This is a genomic window from Kitasatospora sp. HPM-01-4 (genome assembly GCF_051374625.1).
GTDB lineage: Bacteria > Actinomycetota > Actinomycetes > Streptomycetales > Streptomycetaceae > Kitasatospora.
Window position 1 is genome coordinate 5,130,068 of record NZ_JBPQGP010000005.1, and the last position, 16,826, is coordinate 5,146,893.

Sequence of the window (16,826 nt, forward strand, 5' to 3'; positions counted from 1 at the left end):
AAATAGGTCAAGAGGACGGGCCGACCGGTCCCGTCCTTGTTCACGTCCGACCATGGGCTGCGCAGCCCGCGAGCACGAGGGGAAGAGCCCATGAGCGACGCCGTCTCCCAGCACGGGTTCATGCTGACCCGGCGCGGTTACGCGCCCGACCAGGTCGAGCGGGCACTGCTGTCCCTGACATCGGAGCGGGACCGGGCGTGGGAGCGGCTCAGTGTGCTCGGCGCCGGGATCCGCGAGATGGAGAAGCGGCTCGAGGACATCGTCCAGGCCGCCGCCGACGCCCCCGAGCCCGACTACCACGTGCTCAGCGACCAGGCCGCCCGGCTGATGGCCATCGCCGAGGCCGAGTCGCAGGCGATCCAGGAGGCCGCCGAGCGCGCCGCCGAGGAGGCCAGGAACAACGCGTACGAGGCCGGGCAGCGGGCCGCCACCGAGTCCCGCGAGTTCTCCACCACCACCCGCGGCGAGGCCGACACCTTCGCCCGCCACACCGCGGAGAGCACCAGCGCCGAGGCCGAGCGGATCCGCGCGGAGGCCGACCGGGACGCCCGCAGCATCCGGGACATCGCCACGGCGGAGGCCGCCAAGGTCCGGGTGAGCGCGGCCGAGGCGGAGGAGCGGGCCGAGGCCAAGCTGGCCGAACTGCGCCGCCGCGCGGACGAGATGTTCTCCGCCGCCGAGGCCAAGGCGGACGTCGAGGACGAGAAGATCTCCGCCATGGCGGAGCGCCGGCTCAGGGAGGCCGAGCAGCACCGCGAGGAGGTACTCGCACAGATCCGGGTCACCGACGCGGAGGCCCAGGCCATCGCCGAGCGGCTGGTCGCCGAGGCGCGCCGGGAGGCCGAACTGATCCAGGCGGCCAGCGAGCGCGAGCAGCGCGAGTACGCCGCCCGGCACGAGCAGGTGCAGCTGCACCTGGACCACATCAAGCGGACGCTGGCCGCGCTGACCGGTGCGGCGGTCGGCGCCGTCGAGGGTGCCGCGGCCGTACGGGCGCTGGAGGCCGCCCCCGCGCCGCAGCGGGCCGCCGTCGAACCGGCTCGCCCGGCCCCGGAGCCGGACGGGGCGCACGAGACCCGGGAGCTCAGGCTGCCGGCCACCGCCGAGAACCCCACCACCGCGCTGCGGGCGCTCGCCCCCGTACCGCCGCGGCCGAGCGCTGCGCCGCAGGCCGCCTCCGCCCCGGCCCTCGCCCCCGCCCCCGCCGAGCCGGCCGCCCCGGCGCCGGAGGAGAGGCGGATCGTCCCGAAGATCGTGATCGTCGACGACGGTGCGGAGTACCCGAGCCAGGTCGTGCACCGGCGCTAGGCGCACCGGCGTCAGAACCCCTCCCGCCGCGGCCCGGGCCACCGGCTCGGGCCGCGGCGGTGCGGGACGGAAGATCTCGAAAGCCGTGCCGCTCTCGGCGGGCCGGCCGCGGCGCGCTGATGCGCCCGCCCTCGTCCTCAAGCCGTTCGGAGTTCCACGGCGGGCTCGTCCCATCCGGACGCAAGGGCCGTCACGACGGGCCAGGACTCGTGGCGCCCTCCAGGACAGGGCGCCACGACTCCCGGCGAATGGGCGCGGGCGCCCCCACCCAGGGTCGCCCGGCCACGCACTCCCGACCCCCATCGGGGTGCGTCGGTGGCCACCGCCTCCATCCCCCACGGTTGGGTGCGGCGGGCACGAACTCAATCCTGCGCGACCACCATGGACAGGCAGTGACAGGAGTATGTCCAGTTCGTGTGATCTCCGCTGCATGATCGCGATGGGCCTCGGTGGTGCTCTTCGCGTGCGCGTCGGCGCCGCGGCGTAGGCTGGAGTTCCCCCGGGCGCGCCGCGTGCCGGGCCGTTCGTGTTGCCCGGCCGGTCGTCCGGCGCCTGGGCACTCCAGCCACGGGACGAAGAAGAGACTCGTATGAGCCTGTCCGGACTGCTCGATGTCGTCGTACGGGATGCCGCGCTCGCCGAGGCGATCGAGGCCGCGGCCGCCGGTACCACCGCGGGGGGCAGGTCCCATCTCGACCTGGTCGGGCCACCGGCCGCGCGTCCGTTCGCGATCGCCGCGCTCGCCCGGTCGCTGGCGGCGAAGGCTGGTGACCAGGGCCGGCCGGTGCTCGCCGTGACGGCCACCGGCCGGGAGGCCGAGGACCTGGCGGCCAGCCTGCGTTCGCTGCTGCCGCCGGACGCGGTGGCCGAGTTCCCCGCCTGGGAGACGCTGCCGCACGAGCGGCTGTCGCCGCGTTCGGACACGGTCGGCCGACGGCTGGCGGTGCTGCGCCGGATCGTCCACCCGCGGGCCGACGACCCGGCGGCGGGCCCGGTCCAGGTGATCGTGGCGCCGGTGCGCTCGGTGCTGCAGCCGCAGGTGAAGGGGCTGGCCGAGCTGGAGCCGGTGGCGCTGCAGCGCGGTGAGCAGCACGACCTGGAGGAGGTGGCCCGCAGGCTGTCGGCCGCCGCCTACGCCAGGGTCGAACTGGTCGAGAAGCGCGGCGAGTTCGCGGTGCGCGGCGGCATCCTGGACGTCTTCCCGCCGACCGAGGAGCACCCGCTTCGGGTGGAGTTCTGGGGCGACGACGTCGAGGAGATCCGGTACTTCAAGGTGGCCGACCAGCGGTCGCTGGAGATCGCCGAGCACGGTCTGTGGGCGCCGCCCTGCCGCGAGCTGCTGCTCACCGACGAGGTCCGCTCGCGGGCGGGGGCGCTGTCGCAGGAGCACCCCGCGCTGGCCGAGATCCTGGACAAGATCGCCCAGGGCATCGCGGTGGAGGGCATGGAGTCGCTGGCGCCCGTCCTGGTCGACGACATGGAGCTGCTCCTCGACGTGCTGCCGTCGGGCTCGGTGGCCGTGGTGTGCGATCCCGAGCGGGTCCGGACCAGGGCGGCCGACCTGGTGGCGACCAGCCAGGAGTTCCTGCAGGCCTCCTGGGTGGCGGCGGCGGCCGGCGGGGACCGGCCGATCGACCTGGAGATGATCGACGTCTCGGCCGCCTCGCTCTGGTCGCTGGCGGACGTGCGCGAGCACGCGGCCGAGATCGGGCTGCCCTGGTGGTCCGTCAGCCCCTTCGCCACCAGTGACTCCTCGATGAGCGAGGTGCTGGAGGCGGATGCCAACACGCTCACCCTCGGCATGCACGCGGTGGAGGCGTACCGGGGCGACACCGCCCGGGCGATCGCCGACGCCAAGGAGCGGCTGAGTGCCGACTGGCGGGTCGTCATGGTGACCGAGGGCCACGGCCCGGCCGTCCGGCTGGCCGAGGTGCTCGGCAACGAGGGCATTCCGGCCCGGCTGGTCGCCGACCTCGCCGAGGCGCCGACCCGGGACGTCGTCTACGTCTCCTGCGGCTCGATCGAGCACGGTTTCGTGGACGAGAACCTCAGGCTGACCGTCGTCACCGAGACCGATCTGTCCGGCCAGAAGTCCTCCACCAAGGACATGCGCCGGATGCCGTCCCGCCGCCGCAACGCCATCGACCCGCTCGCCCTGCAGGCCGGCGACTACGTGGTCCACGAGGCGCACGGCGTCGGCAGGTACGTGGAGATGGTGCAGCGCACCGTCCAGGGCGCGACCCGCGAGTACCTGGTGCTGGAGTACGCCCCGGCCAAGCGCGGCCACCCCGGCGACCGGCTCTTCGTGCCGACCGACCAGCTGGACCAGGTGACCAAGTACGTCGGCGGCGAGGCCCCGACGCTGCACCGGCTCGGCGGCGCGGACTGGGCGAAGACCAAGCAGCGCGCCAAGAAGGCGGTCAAGGAGATCGCCGCCGACCTGATCAAGCTGTACTCGGCGCGGATGGCGGCCCCCGGCCACGCCTTCGGCCAGGACAGCCCCTGGCAGCGGGAGCTGGAGGACGCCTTCCCGTACGCGGAGACGCCCGACCAGCTCACCACCATCGCCGAGGTCAAGACGGACATGGAGAAGTCCGTCCCGATGGACCGGCTGATCTGCGGCGACGTCGGCTACGGCAAGACCGAGATCGCCGTGAGAGCCGCGTTCAAGGCGGTGCAGGACGGCAAGCAGGTGGCGGTGCTGGTGCCGACCACGCTGCTGGTGCAGCAGCACTTCTCCACCTTCGCCGAGCGCTACGCCAACTTCCCGGTCAACGTACGGGCGCTGTCGCGGTTCCAGACCGACACCGAGGCCAAGGCGGTCCTGGAGGGGCTGCGCGACGGCTCGGTGGACGTGGTCATCGGCACCCACCGGCTGTTCTCCAGCGAGACCAGGTTCAAGGACCTCGGCCTGGTCATCGTGGACGAGGAGCAGCGCTTCGGCGTCGAGCACAAGGAGCAGCTGAAGAAGCTGCGGGCCAACGTGGACGTGCTGACCATGTCCGCGACGCCGATCCCGCGCACCCTGGAGATGGCGGTCACCGGGATCCGGGAGATGTCCACCATCACCACCCCGCCCGAGGAGCGGCACCCGGTGCTGACCTTCGTCGGACCGTACGACGAGAAGCAGATCTCGGCGGCGATCCGGCGTGAACTCCTGCGCGAGGGCCAGGTGTTCTACATCCACAACCGGGTGGAGACGATCGACAAGGCCGCCGCCCGGCTGAAGGACCTGGTGCCCGAGGCGCGGATCGCCACCGCGCACGGGCAGATGGGGGAGACCCAGCTCGAGAAGGTGGTCGTCGACTTCTGGGAGAAGGAGTTCGACGTCCTGGTCTCCACCACGATCGTCGAGTCGGGCATCGACATCTCCAACGCCAACACCCTGATCGTGGAGCGCGGCGACACCTTCGGCCTCTCCCAGCTGCACCAGCTGCGCGGCCGGGTCGGCCGTGGGCGCGAACGCGGCTACGCGTACATGCTGTACCCGCCGGAGAAGCCGCTCACCGAGACCGCGCACGAGCGCCTGGCCACCATCGCCCAGCACACCGAGATGGGTGCCGGTATGTACGTGGCGATGAAGGACCTGGAGATCCGCGGCGCGGGCAACCTGCTCGGCGGCGAGCAGTCCGGGCACATCGCGGGGGTCGGCTTCGACCTCTACATGCGGATGGTCGGCGAGGCGGTGGCCGAGTTCCGCGAGTCGCTGGCCGGCGGCGCGGAGCCGGAGGAGGAGCCGCTGGAGGTGAAGATCGAGCTGCCCGTGGACGCCCATGTGCCGCACGACTACGCACCCGGTGAGCGGCTGCGCCTGCAGGCGTACCGGTCGATCGCGGCGGTGAACTCGGAGGAGGACATCGTCCAGGTCCGCGAGGAGCTCACCGACCGCTACGGCAAGCTGCCCGAGCCGGTGGAGAACCTGCTGCTGGTGGCAGGCCTGCGGCTGTTCGCGCGCCGCTGCGGCGTCGCCGACATCACCCTGCAGGGGGCGAACGTGCGCTTCGGCCCGGTCTCGCTGCGGGAGTCGCAGCAGCTGCGGCTGAACCGGCTCTACCCGCGCAGCCAGGTGAAGGCGGCGGCCGAGCAGGTGCTGGTGCCCAGGCCGAGCACCGGCCGGATCGGCGGCAAGCCGCTGGTCGGGCGGGAACTGCTCAGCTGGTGCACCGAGTTCCTCACCACGATGTTCGACGACCTGGCGGGCGCGAGGAAGTAGCGGTCGTCGGCCGGTCGTTCGGCGGTCTCAGGCTCAGCCGGGCCTGAGACCGCCCTCTTTCGTGCCCGGCGGCTCGGTCCCTTCCCGGCGCGAGGGCTCGGTCCCTTCCCGACGCGGAGGCTCGGTCCGTGCCCGGCGCGGCGGTTCAGGCGACGGTCCACTGGCCGGTCTGCGGGGCCATGCCGCTGTCGAGGCCGAACTGGACCTTCGCGATCCTGGTGTCCTTGGGGACCTCGAAGGTGATGAAGCCCATGCCGCTCTCGCCGGGGGCGATGTCGGCGGTGCCCCCCGAGAAGCCCGGGCCGGCCTTGGTCTCGGAGAACGTCGGGCTGAAGGACTGGCCCTGGCCGTCGAGCAGCTTGGCGCCGTTGGCCGGGGAGTCGCTGTAGGCCTTGGTGCCGGTGGCGTTGATCTTGAACTGGACGGCGACGAAGCGCTTGCCGTCCTCCGGCTTGGTGAACTCGTCCGCGCCCTCCGGGCTGTCGACGATCTTGACCACCGTGACGTCTGCGGTGTTCGCCTTGTCGAAGCCCTTGAGCGAGATGGTGTCGCCGACCTTGGCGGCGGCCGGGGCGTCCGACTTCTTGTCCGCACCCGCCGGTGCGGCGGCGGAGGTCTGCTTGGCCTCGGTGGAGACCGAGGAGCCGGTCGAGGTGCAGGCGGTGGCGCCGAGGACGACCAGGCCGGCGCCCAGCAGGAGGGCGGCGCTGCGGCGAACGGCGGTGGCGGTACTGGCCATGACGTGAACTCCCATGCGGTGAGGGCTGCTTCGGCTTCGCTGCGGCGGCTGCCGCTTTCGGCGATGACCAGATCACACCACTCAACTGTGAACAATGTCAACGGCGTTTCATGAAACCTCTCTGTTCACGTGTGAACGATGGATTTGGGCGGCGTGGCTATGCTGTGTGGCCACAGCCGTGCCTTGCCGCCAGAAGGAGCCTCAGATGCCGGACCGTCCCGAGGTGACCGCCGTCGAGATCGCCCGACTGGCGGGGGTCGGCCGCGCCGCCGTCAGCAACTGGCGCCGACGGCACCCCGACTTCCCGCGTCCGGCCGGCGGCAGCGACAGCAGTCCGACCTTCCGCCTGGACCAGGTCGAGGAGTGGCTGCGCGCGCAGGGCAAACTCGCCGAACTGCCGCTGCTGGAGCAGACCTGGCGCCGGCTCGAAACCCTCCGCGATCCGGCCGGGCACCCCGCCGCACCGCTGATCGGCGCCGGCGCCTTCCTGCTGCTGCTCCGCCATGAGCCCGCGGGCTGGGACGCCCTGGCGGGCGAGCCCGAGACCCGGCTCGCCACCGCCCTGCCGCGCACCCTGAACCACCTCGCCGCCCGGCTGCTCGGGCCGGCGGGCGCCGCCCTGCTCGCCCTGCCGGCGCTGTACGGCAGCACCGAGCTCGACCTGGCCCGGCAGCTCGCCCGGCTCGTGGCGGAGCAGCGGCCGGAGCCGACGACGGGCGCCGACGCCGTGGCCCGTCCGGCCGCGGTGTACGAACAGCTGCTGGCCCGCCACGCCGAGGCCAACACCCGCCAGCTCAGCCCCACCCCGCCCGAGGCCGCCCGGCTGCTCGCCGCCCTGGCGGCGGGAGGGGAGGGCGGCCCCGGCAGCGTGCTGGACCCGGCCTGCGGCCTCGGCGCACTGCTGCTCGCCGTGCCGCCCACCGCCACCCGGTACGGCCAGGAGCTCGACCCCGTGCTCACCGCGCTGGCCCTGCTCCGCCTCGCCCTGCACGCACCCGACGGCGGCGCGGCACCCCTCGCCCTGGACCTGCGCCCGGGCGACACCCTGCGGGCCGACGCCCACCCCGGGCTCGCCGTGGACGCCGTGCTCTGCCAGCCGCCCTACAACGAACGCGACTGGGGCCACGACGAGCTGCAGTACGACAGCCGCTGGGGAAGTCTGCAGGTGCCGCCGCGCGGGGAGTCCGAACTCGCCTGGGTCCTGCACTGCCTGGCGCACACCCGTCCCGGCGGCCTCGCCGCCCTGCTGCTGCCCCCCACCGTCGCCTCCCGCCGGGCCGGCCGCCGGCTGAGGGCCGAACTGCTGCGCTCCGGGGCGCTGCGCGCCGTGATCGCCCTCCCGGCCGGGGCCGCCCCGCCGTACGGGGTGCCGCTGCACCTGTGGGTGCTGCGCGGCCCCCGGCCCGGGGACGGCTTCCGGCAGGTGCTGCTGCTCGACGCCGGGGCCGGGCAGGCGGCCGGCGAGGGCGGCCGCGACCGGATCAACTGGCCGGAGCTGCACCGCACCGTGCTGGACGCCTGGCGGGCCTTCGACGCCGCCGCCACGGCGGGCACACCGCTCCCGGCGGACCGCCCGGGCGTGCGGCGAGTGGTCGCCGCGATCGACCTGCTCGACGACGAGACCGACCTCTCGCCCGCCCGGCACCTCCCGCCGCCGGTCCCCTCGGGCGGCCCGGAGGGCCTGCTCCACCTGCGGGGCAGGCTCACCGAGCTGCTCGGTGAACTCGGCGACCCGGCAGCCCTGTTGCCCGCCGTCGCCGCCGCCGGTCCGGCGCGGCCCGCCAGCGCCGTCACCGTGGGGGAACTCGCCCGGGCCGGGGCCGTCGAGGTGTACTCCTCCGGCCAGGGGGCGCCGAGCCGCCCGGGCGGCGACGGCGGGTCGGGCATCGCCCTGCTGACCGATGGCGACCTGATCGCCGGTACGGCGCCCAGCGCGCTGCTGGACGCCGGGCGGCCGCCGTTCACCACCCGGCCGGGAGACGTCCTGGTGCCCGCGCTGGGGCCGGGTGTCGCCCGGGTCGTCGAGGCGGGCGGGCCGCTGGACGGCGTGGCCCTCGGTCGGCAGATCCACGCGCTGCGGCCCGAACCGGCGCTGCTGGACCCCGAGTTCCTGGCCGGACAGCTGCGCTCCACCCATGTCGCCCGGCGGGCCGCCAGCCATGCCTCCACCACCGCGCGACTGGACATCCGCCGCGCCGAGCTGCCCCGCCTCCCGATCGACCACCAGCGCGGACTCGGCGCCGCCTACCGCCGCATCGCGGCCTTCGAGGCCTCTCTCGACCAGGCCGCGATCCTCGCCCACCGCCTCGCCCAGGGCCTCACCGACGGCCTCGCGACGGGCAACCTGACGGTCGAATAGGGCCTTTGGGGGCAGAAAGGAGTAGCTTCCCAGATGATCTGAAGCCGTATCAGGCGGTCAACGAGGCCTGCTTCGGGAGTGGTTGCGGGCGGTACCGTGTGGGGAACGCACTTTCGTCCACGGAGCCTTCACCATCCCGCCCAGGAGCGCACATGGCACACCCGTACGGGCAGTTCGGCCCGCCCGCCGGCGGACCGTACGGCTGGCGGGGCAAGCTGCTGTGCTGCCTGGTCCCGCTGCTCACCCTCGGACTGCTCGGAGTCGTGCCCTCGCTGCTGCTGGCGCTCCGCCGCCGGAGCCCGGTCGACGTCCTCGGTGCGGTGTTCCTCGGAGCGGTCCAACTGACCGCCTACGTCTGCCTCGGCCTCGTTCCGCCGAACCCGGTCCACAGCACCGTCAACACCGTCCTCGGACTCTCGCTCGTCGTGCTCTGGCTGCTCACCCCGGTGCACTTCCTGGTGATGGACGCACCGCCGCTCTGGTCTCGCCGGCGGCAGGACGCCCAACCGGCCCCGGTGGCACCGCAGCCGGATCACCTGTATCCGACGCTCCCGCTCTCCGCGCCGCTTCCCCGGGCCGCGCGGCCGCCCGCGCCCACGCCGCCGCCCGCATCGGAGCCCCGGACCGCCGACGACCTCCAGCAGCTCGGAGAACTGCTGCGCCGTCAGGTCCGCGAGCCCCGCCCGTGAGCGAGCCGCGCGTCATCGACGGCCGCTACCGCCTCGCCGAGAAGATCGGCCACGGCGGTATGGGCCAGGTCTGGGCCGCCTACGACGAGCGGCTGGACCGCCGGGTCGCCGTCAAACTGCTCCGCACCGACCTGCTGCTGGCGGCGACGGCCGAGCCGGGCACCGAGAACCGCCGCAGCCGGGGCGACGAGCTGCGCCGCCGCTTCCTGCGCGAGTGCCGGATCACCGCCGCGCTGGACCACCCCGGGCTGGTGACCGTCTTCGACGCGGGTGAGCAGGACGGCGAGCTGTACCTGGTCATGCAGCGCATCCCGGGCCTGAGCCTCGCCGACCTGATCGCCGAGGAGGACCCCTTCCCGATCGGGTGGGCGGTCGCGGTGGCCGCCCAGATCTGTGCGGCCCTCGCCGTGGTGCACGCCGTCCCCGTGGTGCACCGCGACCTGAAGCCGAGCAATGTGATGGTCCGCGAGGACGGCCGGGTGGTGCTGCTCGACCTCGGCATCGCCACCGCGCTGGACGCCGACGCGACCCGGCTCACGCTCACCGGCGTCCCGGTCGGCAGCCCCGCGTACATGGCCCCGGAACAGGCCCTGGCGACCGTGGCCGACCCGCGCAGCGACCTGTACGCGCTCGGCTGCATGCTGCACGAGATGATCGCCGGTGAGGCGCCGTTCCGGGCACCCACCGCGCTCGGACTGCTCCACCGGCACCTGGGCGAACCGCCCTGCCCACTGCGCGAGTTGCGCCCCGAGACCCCGGCCGCGCTGGAGGCGCTGGTCCTCGACCTGCTGGCCAAGCAGCCGGGCGACCGGCCGGCCGGCGTCCAGCAGGTGTACGCCCGGCTGCTCCCGCTGCTGCCGGAGGCCGCCGGTGCGCCGCAGCCCCGGTACGTGCCGCTGCCCGATCCGACCCGCCCGTACCGGTACCCGCACCAGCCGCAGCCCGCACCGGTCCCGGCCGTGCCCGCACCGGCTTCGGCCGTGCCGCCGAAGCCCCCGGTGGCGTCCGGCCCGCAGAGCCCGGTGCGGCGGGAGCCCCAGCCGGTGCGGTCCGTCCCGCTGGCGCCGCAGCCACAGCCACAGCCACAGCCACAGCCACAGCCACAGCCACAGCCGCAGCCGCCGCAGGCCGAATCCGACCTGACCGCCGCCTGCGCCGACCTCGCCGACCTGGTCACGGCGCGCCGGTACGCCGAGGTGATCGACCTCGCCGCCCGTCTGCTGCCGAGGGCGCGGGCCGAACTCGGCGACGCCGCACCGCCGGTGCGCACCATCCGCGCGATCTACGCCCGCACCCTGCTCCAGGAGGGCCGGTACCGGGCGGCGCTGCCCGAGTACCGCGTGCTCGCCGCCACGGTCGCGGCCGAGTACGGGGCGCGGCACCCGGAGGCCCTCGACGCGCGCCGGAAGGCCGCCGGCTGCCTTGAGCACCTGGGGCAGGGGCCCGAGGCCCGCGCCGAGTACCAGGCGCTGCTGGCCGAGTACCAGGCCCGGCTGGACGCCGGACTGGACACCGATCCCGAGCCGGCCCTCGAACTGCGCGAGCGCATCGGCCTGTTGGCGGCAGCGGCGGGTGAGGTCGAGGAGGCCTGGCAGGGGCTGCTGCAACTGCTCTTCGACCGCGAGCGGCGGCTCGGGCCGCACCATCCCGACGTCAGGCGCCTGCGGCAGAGCCTGGACCAGTTGAACGCCCGCCGTACCGGGACCGGTCCGGTCGCTCCGCCCACGGCCGGCCCGCGTGCCGTCGATCCCCGTGCCGTCGATCCCCGTGCCGTCGATCCCCGGGTGGCGGGGTGGCCCGCGCCCGGGCCGGTTCCCGGGACTGGCGTTCGCTGAGCGGCTGTCCGACCGACCCGGCGTACCCCGTTCGGCCCAAGGTCTGGGCAAGGCGTCGTGCCGCTCCCTATTGTCTGTACCTGCCAGGAGAACCATCGGACACCGCACCAGCCACACCGTTCCTCCGCGCCCCGGCCCGGAGGCACCCATGTTCGGGAGGCCACACGTGATCCGTACCAACTCCGCCCAGCGCCGCACCCGTACCGCCGCCGGTGCCGTCGGCGTCCTGATCGCCGCGGCCGCCCTCACCGCCTGCGGCGGCAGTCCGGCGCACCAGGGGGCGGCGGCCGTGGTCGGCGGGCAGCGGATCACCATCGCGACCGTGGAGGCCAAGGTGACCGCGCTGCGGGACGAGGTCCTGGCCCAGGGCGGCGGGCCGCGTACCGAGCGCGCCGGGCTGACCAAGCGCACGGTGTCCGACCTGGTCCTCGACCGGGTCGTCGACCAGGCCCTGTCCGACCGCCGGCTGGATGTCACCGAGACCGAGGTCACCCAGGCGCGGGACTCCGACGCGAAACTGCTCGGAGGTCAGGACGAGCTCCAGCGGGAACTGCTCCTCAAGCAGGGGGTCACCAGCGGGGACACCGACGCCTTCTACCGCCAGCAGCTCGGTATCCACAAGCTGGCCGCCGCCGAGGGCAAGGACGCCAGGACGGCGGAGGGTGACGCGGTGGTCCGCGGGGCCCTCGCCACGGCCGGCCGGGAACTGAGGATCGTGGTCAACCCCCGCTACGGCGCCTGGGACCCGCAGCAGATCGCCCTGGTCGACACCGCCGAGGACTGGCTGCCGCAGCGCACCGCCGCCGCCTGAGCCCGCCCCGGGCACCCGGAGCTCCGGTACCGGGCTCCGGCCGGGCCCGTGGACGGGACCGGGGCGGGCGGGGGCGCGAAGAACCGCGCGAAGGTGGGGGCACGGCACCGGCGCCCTCCGCTCCGCGCGGTTTCGCGCGGGCCCTGGTCGGCTGCCCGGCCCTCGGCCCAGCAGGTAGGTTCGGAGCGTGGACGACACCGCGAAGCTGATCCTGCTCACCACCACCCACCGAGTCGCCCCCGGCCTGCTGTCCTGGCCGGCCTGGGAAGCCCTGCGCGGGGCCGCCCGGGTGCTGGCCGCCGATCCGGCGCACCCGCAGCTGCCCGCACTCCGCCAGGCCGGGGTCGAGGTGGAGCTGGTCGGGCAGGACAGCGCCCCGGCACTGGCCCGGTTGCTGACCGAGGCGGCCCCGGCGGTCTGGCTCGGCAGCCCGGACGGCGATCCGGGTCTGACCGACGCGCTGGCCCGGATCGCGGTCGAGGAGGCGGGGAAGGCCCCGGAGATCGAGATCCTCCCCGGTTCGTACGACCTCCCCGGTGCCAGGCTGCTCGACCTGGTCTCGGTGATGGACCGGCTGCGCTCGCCCGGCGGCTGCCCCTGGGACGCCGAGCAGACCCATGCCTCGCTGGTGAAGTACCTGGTGGAGGAGGCGTTCGAGCTGGTCGAGGCGATCGAGGAGGACGACCGGGAGACCCTGCGCGAGGAGCTCGGGGACGTGCTGCTCCAGGTGTTCTTCCACTCGAGGATCGCCGAGGAGCACCCCGAGGACCCGTTCACCATCGACGACGTGGCCGGGGACATCGTCGAGAAGCTGATGTACCGCCACCCGCATGTCTTCGGTGACGTCGAGGCGTCCGGGACGGCGCAGGTCGAGGCCAACTGGGAGCAGCTCAAGGCGGCCGAGAAGCAGCGCGAGTCGGTCCTGGACGGGGTGCCGGCCGGACTGCCCGCACTGGCGTACGCGGCCAAGCTGGTCTCCCGGGTCCGCCGGGCCGGCTTCACGGGGGTACCGGACGAGCCGTACGAGCTGCCAGCCGAGCTCACGCCCGAGTCGGCCGGAGCGCTGGTCCTCGCCGTCGTCCAGCGGGCCCATGACGCGGGGGTCGACGTGGACGCGGCCCTCCGTGCGGCCGCCCGTGCGTACCGCAGCGCCGTGCGCGCCGCCGAGGGACTCACCACCGACTGACGGCGCGCCTCGGGGCCGAGCGCACTCGCCCGTCAGCGGCAGGGGCGGTCACCCCTTCATCGGCAGGGGGCGACCGAGCCGGCCGCACCCCTGAGCAGTGCCCCGGTGCCCTTCCCGAGCACCGGGGCCCGGAGGGTCAGACGGACTGGGGCTGGTCGACGCGGCGGCGCTGGGCCGGGACGACCTCGCTGATGGCGTCGCCCACCAGGGCGAGGAGTTCGGCCAGCGGGTCGAGGTGGTCCGGCAGGTCGCAGAGGGCGACGATCCGCTCGCCGTCGGGGCCGGAGACGCAGAACAGGTCGATCGGGCCGAGGTGCTTCGCGGCGGTCCCCACCAGCGCCGCGATGTCGCTGGGCTGGTGGATGTCGCTGGACACGCCGACCACCGGGCAGCCGGGCCGGTCGAGTTCGGCGGCGAGGTCCTCGGCGACACCGGCGCGCAGGTCGGCGACCAGGATCCCGGCGGCACCCGCAGCGGCGAACCGGCGGGCCAGCCCGTCCCCGGACCCGCCTTCGAGTACCGCGATGACCACCACTGCCCCGGCTACTCGCATGGCCTGCTCCTCCTTAGAGCCGCACCCCGTGGACGGCCCCGCACTGCCGTCCATCAGAGTCATTGCGGAGGATCGTAGGCACTGCTCGACCCTCCGCGACACTCATTACCCGGCAGGTGACCAGGCTCACTCCTGAGAGGGCGGACCGGTACGCCCGCCAGCGGCGTTATCCGGACGTCACGACCCTGTCATCCTCGCGCCCCCTACCGACAGCCCCACGGCCCCCTGTCCGTCCCCTGTCCACCTTCCGTCGGGACGCCGACCCACCGCCGCTCAGGCGCCGTCCGCCCGCGTGGAGCCGCCCGCCCGCCGCCGGATACCGTCGTGACATGCCGGAAACGCCCGAATCCACCCCGCAGCCCGCACTCTTCACCTGGGAGTTCGCCGCCGACCCCTATCCCGCGTACGCCTGGCTGCGCGAGCACAGCCCGGTGCACCGCACCACGCTGCCCAGCGGGGTGGAGGCCTGGCTGGTCACCCGGTACGCGGACGCCCGGCAGGCGCTGGCCGACAGCAGACTGTCCAAAAACCCCGCCCACCACAGCGAGCAGGCGCACCGCAGCGGCCGGGTCGGCATCCCGGGGGAGCGGCAGGCGGACCTGATGACCCACCTGCTGAACATCGACCCGCCGGACCACACCCGGCTGCGGCGGCTGGTGTCGAAGGCGTTCACCCCGCGCCGGGTGGCCGAGTTCGAGCCGAGGGTGCAACAGCTGACGGACCGGCTGATCGACGGCTTCGCCGGGCGCGGTTCGGCCGACCTGATCCACGAGTTCGCCTTCCCGCTCCCCATCTACGCGATCTGCGACCTGCTGGGCGTCCCTCCAGAGGACCAGGACGACTTCCGGGACTGGGCCGGCATGATGATCCGGCACCACGGCGGCCAGCGCGGCGGTGTGGGCCGGGCGGTGAAGCGGATGCGTTCGTACCTGGCCGAGCTGATCCACCGCAAGCGGGCCGACCTCGGGGACGACCTGATCTCCGGTCTGATCCGGGCCAGCGACCACGGCGAGCACCTGACCGAGAACGAGGCCGCCGCGATGGCCTTCATCCTCCTCTTCGCCGGCTTCGAGACCACCGTCAACCTGATCGGCAACGGTGTGTACGCACTGCTGCGCAACCCCGGGCAGCTGGCCCTGCTGCAGGAGTCGATCGGGCGCGGCGAGCAGGAGCTGCTGGCCACCGGGGTGGAGGAACTGCTGCGCTACGACGGCCCGGTGGAGCTGGCCACCTGGCGGTTCGCGACCCGTCCGCTGAGCATCGGCGGGGTGGAGATCCCGGCCGGCGACCCGGTGCTGGTGGTGCTGGCGGCCGCGGACCGCGATCCGGCCAGGTTCGCCGAGGAGAACACGCTCGATCTGGCGCGGAAGGACAACCCGCATCTGGGGTTCGGCCACGGCATCCACTACTGCATCGGCGCGCCGCTGGCCCGGCTCGAGGGCCAGCGGGCACTGGCGACCCTGCTGACCCGGCTGCCGGATCTCCGGCTCGCCGCGGATCCCGCCGAACTGCGCTGGCGCGGCGGTCTCATCATGCGTGGCCTGCGCGAACTCCCGGTTTCATTTACCGCGCGGCAGGGCTGATCTTCCCCGTAATCCGGCCGTCATTCTCAGGATTTCGGTGAGATGTGCCACATGGCGTCCAGGGACTTCCGGACACCCGGCAAACCGGGCGTGTCGGGCTGACGGAGTGTCGGGTTAGTCCGATTTGGGAACCTCTGAATACGCATCAAACCGGACAAAGTTGCACCGTTTGTAGGCATACATAAACTGACTGTAATTCCCGTGTGATGTACGGGATATGAGCTTGTGATTGATACGAAGGTATGCGTAGTCTCCGTGGAGTTCGCACTGCGAACCCCGCTGCGAGGAACGCCAAACCTTGCCCGCCGCGCTTCGGGACACCGACCAGAACCCTTGGGCAAGGGCGGGGGACCCAGGTTATTCCGCCGTTCTCACGGCTTGGGGTGAAGCCGCGTCAGCAGGGCAGGAGGCACTCCTGTCCCGCCCGCCGCGGCCGGGCCAACCTCCCGGTCCGAACCCGACAGCTCACCTCGCAGGCGTGCGGAGAGGACACCTTCATGCTGTTCACCGGTTCGGGCCGTCATCGTCGCAAGACCCAGACCGAGAAGGCCATCGCCGCGGCCGGTGTGGCCGGCGTCGGTCTCGCGCTGCCGCTGCTCACCGCCACCGGCGCACACGCCGCCTCCGTGACGACCTGGGACAAGGTCGCGGACTGCGAGAGCGGCGGCGACTGGAGCATCAACACCGGCAACGGCTTCTACGGCGGCCTCCAGTTCACCTCCAGCACGTGGAAGGCGTACGGCGGCGGCCAGTACGCCGGCCAGGCCAACCAGGCGACCAAGGGTCAGCAGATCGCGATCGCGGAGAAGGTCCTCGCCTCGCAGGGTCCCGGCGCCTGGCCGGTCTGCTCGGTCAAGGCCGGTCTGGCCAGGGGCGGTTCCGCCGCCGACGTCGACACCGGCAGCCACAGCGGCTCCAAGTCCGGCTCCTCCGGCGGCCAGAGCAGCGCCAAGAGCTACAAGAAGCAGTCCTCGCAGGACACTTCGCCGCAGAGCGCCACCCCGTCCTTCCCGGGCAAGGCCGGTTACGACGCCGCCTCCGGCAAGTACTGGTACCAGAAGAACGGCGGCTGGTACTGGACCAGCCACCAGAGCATCTACAACCAGTTCGCCGGCGGTGCCGCCGCCAAGGCCCCGGCCCAGAGCCCGGCCCCGGCCGCGGCCCCGGCCGCCGCCACCACGCAGAGCGCGGCCACCGGCGGCTACACCGTCAAGGAGGGTGACACCCTGTCGGGCATCGCCCAGGCCCAGCACCTCTCCGGCGGCTGGCAGCACCTCTACGAGAGCAACAGCGCCACCATCGGAGGCGACGCCAACCTGATCCTCCCCGGCCAGGTGCTGAAGCTGGGCTGACCCCCGGCGGCATGAGGGGCCGTTTCCGCAGCCGTCGCGGGAACGGCCCCGTCCGCCCTCGTCGCCTCCCTGTCATCATTCAGGTGAACTACCGGCGAGTAGAGCGGCCACACGATGAGACGGGACCAAGGGCAGCGTGGCCCGGCGGCCCGGTGCGGTTAGGCTCTGGTCGTAACGACTCCGCAACCGTCCGCAGAC

The 16,826-nt window shown here is 73.4% G+C and carries 11 protein-coding genes and 1 riboswitch; of the genes, 9 read left to right on the top strand and 2 right to left on the bottom strand.

The features are described from left to right. Nucleotides 1-90: 90 nt before the first annotated feature. Both ACSMTC_RS22350 and mfd read left to right on the top strand, forming a co-directional pair. Complete coding sequence (locus ACSMTC_RS22350; protein ID WP_436561488.1) at nt 91-1,308, top strand: coiled-coil domain-containing protein; 1,218 nt, start codon at nt 91-93, stop codon at nt 1,306-1,308. A gap of 589 nt (nt 1,309-1,897) precedes the next feature. Beyond that, nucleotides 1,898-5,521, top strand: coding sequence for a transcription-repair coupling factor (mfd, locus tag ACSMTC_RS22355; protein ID WP_436561489.1), 3,624 nt, complete (start codon nt 1,898-1,900; stop codon nt 5,519-5,521). A 145-nt stretch (nt 5,522-5,666) separates the two neighbouring features. On the opposite strand, the gene ACSMTC_RS22360 is transcribed toward mfd, so the two are convergent. Beyond that, nucleotides 5,667-6,260, bottom strand: coding sequence for a DUF4352 domain-containing protein (locus tag ACSMTC_RS22360; protein ID WP_436561490.1), 594 nt, complete (start codon nt 6,258-6,260; stop codon nt 5,667-5,669). A 205-nt stretch (nt 6,261-6,465) separates the two neighbouring features. Here ACSMTC_RS22360 and ACSMTC_RS22365 point away from each other — a divergent pair, with 205 nt between their 5' ends. From ACSMTC_RS22365 to ACSMTC_RS22385, 5 genes are all read left to right on the top strand, one after another. Next, on the top strand, nt 6,466-8,619 hold the full coding sequence (locus ACSMTC_RS22365; RefSeq protein ID WP_436561491.1) for an N-6 DNA methylase: 2,154 nt from the start codon (nt 6,466-6,468) through the stop codon (nt 8,617-8,619). A 152-nt stretch (nt 8,620-8,771) separates the two neighbouring features. Next, nucleotides 8,772-9,308: a hypothetical protein gene (locus ACSMTC_RS22370; protein WP_436561492.1), complete on the top strand. Its 537-nt coding sequence runs from the start codon at nt 8,772-8,774 to the stop codon at nt 9,306-9,308. Continuing rightward, entirely contained in the window at nt 9,305-11,143 is a 1,839-nt protein-coding gene (locus ACSMTC_RS22375) for a protein kinase domain-containing protein (RefSeq protein ID WP_436561493.1), read from the top strand. The genes ACSMTC_RS22370 and ACSMTC_RS22375 overlap by 4 nt, the downstream gene beginning before the upstream one ends. 166 nt (nt 11,144-11,309) lie before the next feature. Continuing rightward, on the top strand, nt 11,310-11,954 hold the full coding sequence (locus ACSMTC_RS22380) for a SurA N-terminal domain-containing protein (protein WP_436561494.1): 645 nt from the start codon (nt 11,310-11,312) through the stop codon (nt 11,952-11,954). Nucleotides 11,955-12,141: 187 nt separating this feature from the next. Continuing rightward, on the top strand, nt 12,142-13,140 hold the full coding sequence (locus ACSMTC_RS22385) for a nucleoside triphosphate pyrophosphohydrolase (protein WP_436561495.1): 999 nt from the start codon (nt 12,142-12,144) through the stop codon (nt 13,138-13,140). 136 nt (nt 13,141-13,276) lie between these two features. Here ACSMTC_RS22385 and ACSMTC_RS22390 read toward each other — a convergent pair whose 3' ends face one another. Next, a complete protein-coding gene (locus tag ACSMTC_RS22390; protein WP_436561496.1) occupies nt 13,277-13,693 on the bottom strand; it encodes an SDR family NAD(P)-dependent oxidoreductase in 417 nt (138 codons plus the stop codon). Between the two features lie 329 nt (nt 13,694-14,022). Here ACSMTC_RS22390 and ACSMTC_RS22395 point away from each other — a divergent pair, with 329 nt between their 5' ends. Both ACSMTC_RS22395 and ACSMTC_RS22400 read left to right on the top strand, forming a co-directional pair. Beyond that, entirely contained in the window at nt 14,023-15,276 is a 1,254-nt protein-coding gene (locus tag ACSMTC_RS22395) for a cytochrome P450 family protein (RefSeq protein WP_436561497.1), read from the top strand. A 311-nt stretch (nt 15,277-15,587) separates the two neighbouring features. Continuing rightward, nucleotides 15,588-15,769, top strand: a riboswitch (cyclic di-AMP (ydaO/yuaA leader). 4 nt (nt 15,770-15,773) lie between these two features. Next, the gene (locus ACSMTC_RS22400; protein WP_436561498.1) at nt 15,774-16,628 is read left to right on the top strand and encodes a transglycosylase family protein; all 855 of its coding nucleotides are present in this window, start codon (nt 15,774-15,776) and stop codon (nt 16,626-16,628) included. Nucleotides 16,629-16,826 lie beyond the last annotated feature (198 nt).

Coding starts and splice junctions, on each gene's coding strand:
- ACSMTC_RS22350 (WP_436561488.1), top strand. CDS start 91: ATGAGCGACGCCGTCTCCCAGCACGGGTTCATGCTGACCCGGCGCGGT.
- mfd (WP_436561489.1), top strand. CDS start 1,898: ATGAGCCTGTCCGGACTGCTCGATGTCGTCGTACGGGATGCCGCGCTC.
- ACSMTC_RS22360 (WP_436561490.1), bottom strand. CDS start 6,260: ATGGCCAGTACCGCCACCGCCGTTCGCCGCAGCGCCGCCCTCCTGCTG.
- ACSMTC_RS22365 (WP_436561491.1), top strand. CDS start 6,466: ATGCCGGACCGTCCCGAGGTGACCGCCGTCGAGATCGCCCGACTGGCG.
- ACSMTC_RS22370 (WP_436561492.1), top strand. CDS start 8,772: ATGGCACACCCGTACGGGCAGTTCGGCCCGCCCGCCGGCGGACCGTAC.
- ACSMTC_RS22390 (WP_436561496.1), bottom strand. CDS start 13,693: ATGCGAGTAGCCGGGGCAGTGGTGGTCATCGCGGTACTCGAAGGCGGG.
- ACSMTC_RS22395 (WP_436561497.1), top strand. CDS start 14,023: ATGCCGGAAACGCCCGAATCCACCCCGCAGCCCGCACTCTTCACCTGG.
- ACSMTC_RS22400 (WP_436561498.1), top strand. CDS start 15,774: ATGCTGTTCACCGGTTCGGGCCGTCATCGTCGCAAGACCCAGACCGAG.